The organism is Acidimangrovimonas sediminis (assembly GCF_002871005.1).
GTDB lineage: Bacteria > Pseudomonadota > Alphaproteobacteria > Rhodobacterales > Rhodobacteraceae > Acidimangrovimonas > Acidimangrovimonas sediminis.
Genome location: NZ_PHSN01000063.1, coordinates 1 through 2,842 on the forward strand (window position 1 = coordinate 1; position 2,842 = coordinate 2,842).

The window sequence follows — 2,842 nt, forward strand, 5'->3', positions numbered from 1 at the left end:
GGCAGGCCCGCAATGAGTGACGCATTCGCCTTCACCGAACCGGTCTGGACCACCCCCCGCGCGCAGGCAAGGATCGCCCGCCGCGACCGAACCATGGGCCGCCTCTTCATCCTCTTCGTCGTCGCAATCTTCGCCGAGGGAATACTCAGAAAATGGGTGATTCCCGGCGGGGCGCAGAAGATCTTCTACTTCCTGCGCGATCCGGTCATCCTGGCGATCTATATCCATTACCTGCGGCACTACCGGATCAATCCGCGATGGGTGAAGCCCTTCCTGATCTATGCGATGTTCATCGCGATCCTGGCGCTTCTGCAGAATATCTACTGGCAGCGCGGCATCCTGACGCCGCTTCTCGGGATCCGCTTCTACACCTTCTACCTGCCCCTGCCCTTCATCATGGCCGAGGTCATGACACGGGCCCAGCTGCGCCAGATCCTGCTGCTTCTGCTCTGGGCCGCCATTCCTGTCGCGCTTCTGGTGATGTTCCAGTTTTCGCAGCCGTCCACGGCCTGGATCAACAAGGGGACATCGGACGATGGCTTCGTCTTCACGATTACCGGCGATATTCCCCGGCCCTACGGCCCCTTTACGTTCACCAGCGGGCAAACACTCTTCGGCGCCATGATGGTTGCGGTTTGCCTTGCCTGCTGGGAGCGGCGGAGAGACCTTGCCCTGCCCTTCTGGCTGGTCCTTTCTGCAGGCTTCGCCACGATGGTGATGGTCTCTCTAGGAGGCTCCCGCGGCGGGCTGATCAGTGCAGGGATCCTGATGATTTTCTATGTTGCCGCCGGCTTGACCTCCCCAAAACTTGCTGTCGGCGCCAGGCGGATCGTTACAATCGTCCTCGCAGCTACTTTGGCTATCATGACCTTCGTCGTGGTCTTTCCCCAAGCCTATGAGGCGATGAGCATCCGGCAGACACACGCCGTACGCAGTGAGGGCAGCACCGCGGGCCGCGCCTTGTCAACGATCACCGATGTCACCCACGCTTATGATTATACACCTTTCGGGGGGTTTGGTCTCGGTGCGGGCTCCAACGGCGCGCGCGCCTCCAATGGAAATACGAACTACAGCCAGCTGGCGGAATCAGAATGGCCCCGCATGGTCAATGAGGGTGGGCCGATCTTCGGAACGCTTCTCCTGATGTTGCGACAGTGCTTTGCGCTTGTGCTGTTTCTCCGATGCCTGCGCCTCAATCGGAAGACGGGGGATGGCAGTGCCATGATCATGATGGGCTTCGCGGCGCTTGAACTCGGGATCGGCCAGGCGACCTCCGACAACCAAGCCCTGACTTTCACCTGGTTCGCCACCGGCCTCGTTCTGGCTTTCCTCCACAACCCCCAAACCTCGCGTAGGCGCCGATGAAGGTCGTGCTCTCCACCGTCGGACGCTTCCATATCTTCCCGCTGGCGCGGGAATTCGAGAAGCTCGGCGTGCTGGAACGGGTCTACAGCGGCTTTCCGTGGAGCCGCCTCGCCCGCGAAGGCGTCTCGCGCGCGCGGGTCACGACCTTCCCGCTGGTGCGTCCGCTGCTGATGGGGCTGCGCTTCCTTCCCTTTCCTGTGCCGAAGGGCACGACCGACCGGCTGCATCAGCTCTCGGCCGCCAGCCAGGACCGCTTCGTTGCCCGCCATATGCCCCCCTGTGACATCTTCGTGGGCCACGAGGCGGTGGGGCTGCTCTCCGGCCGGGAGGCGCAGAGCCGCGGCGCGCTTTATGTCTGTGACAGAGGCTGCTCCCATATCGGCTGGCAATACCGGCTCCTCGACGAGGAATACGCGCGCCAGGGCTTGCCCCCGCCGAAGCGCACGCCAACCTTGCACCGGGAACTCGCGGAGTATGAGGCCGCCGACCTGATCGTCGTCGCCTCCGGGATGGTGAGGCGCAGCTTCCTTGAGGAGGGCTTCGCGCCCGAGAAGCTCGCGGTCATCCCCTATGGCGTGAATGTCGAACGTTTCCACCCGGTCGGCGCGCCCGATCCGGCGCGCTTCGACATCCTCTTCGTGGGCGCACTCTCGGTTCGCAAGGGCGCGCGCGACCTGCTCACCGCCTTTCATGCCGCCAAGATCCCGAACAAGCGGCTGCGCCTTGCCGGGGCGATTACCGACGAGATCCGCGAAACCTGCGCCGATCTTCTCGATCATCCCGCCATCGAGATCCTCGGCCATGTGCCCCACGAGCGGTTGAAGGAGGTGATGAGCACGAGCCACCTGATCACCCTGCCCTCGATCGAGGACGGCTTCGGCATGGTTGTCGCCGAGGCCATGGCCTGCGGCTGCCCGGCGGTAGTCAGCGAAAATACCGGCGCGGCCGATATCGTTGAGGAGGGCGTCTCGGGCTTCGTGGTGCCGATCCGCGCGCCCGAAGTCCTGGCCGAACGGTTCGAGCGCATCGCCGCCGCCCCTGAGCTGCGGCAGGCGATGTCGGAGGCGGCCTTGGCGCGCGTCGCGCAAATGGGCGGCTGGAGCGCCTACGGCGAAGCGATGCGGGACGTGTTCCTCACGGCGCTGGAGCGCCTACCGCAAAACCCGTGAGGGAAAAGCCACGTCTTCAAGAGAGGAGACCTAGCGTACCGCGAGATCAGCCGAAGAGAGAGCGAAGAGTCGCGTCGATTGAATTCTGTCGTCAGATGCACGCGGCACCTCCCCGGTGATTATGGTCTTCATACGACGTGCAGCGGCTCGGACCATTTTCTGAGTATTCCCTCGGCGAAGATTGCGATGACGAAGAGGATGAAGAGGCGGCCCATGGTCCGGTCGCGGCGGGCGATCCTTGCCTGCGCGCGGTGGGTGGTCCAGACCGGTTCGGTGAAGGCGAATGCGTCACTCATTGCGGGCCTGCC

At 63.6% G+C, this 2,842-nt stretch carries 3 protein-coding genes; 2 read left to right on the forward strand and 1 reads right to left on the reverse strand.

Annotation, left to right across the window (positions count from 1 at the left end; all coding sequences use genetic code 11):
- Window positions 1-1,365, forward strand: a 1,365-nt coding sequence (locus CVV76_RS24295; RefSeq protein WP_233193152.1) for a hypothetical protein, incomplete at its 5' end; no start/stop codon positions are given.
- On the forward strand, window positions 1,362-2,534 hold the full coding sequence (locus CVV76_RS24300; protein WP_102227267.1) for a glycosyltransferase family 4 protein: 1,173 nt from the start codon (window positions 1,362-1,364) through the stop codon (window positions 2,532-2,534). The genes CVV76_RS24295 and CVV76_RS24300, both read left to right, overlap by 4 nt.
- A 128-nt stretch (window positions 2,535-2,662) precedes the next feature.
- On the opposite strand, the gene CVV76_RS25085 is transcribed toward CVV76_RS24300, so the two are convergent.
- Window positions 2,663-2,842, reverse strand: a 180-nt coding sequence (locus CVV76_RS25085; RefSeq protein ID WP_233193153.1) for a hypothetical protein, incomplete at its 5' end; no start/stop codon positions are given.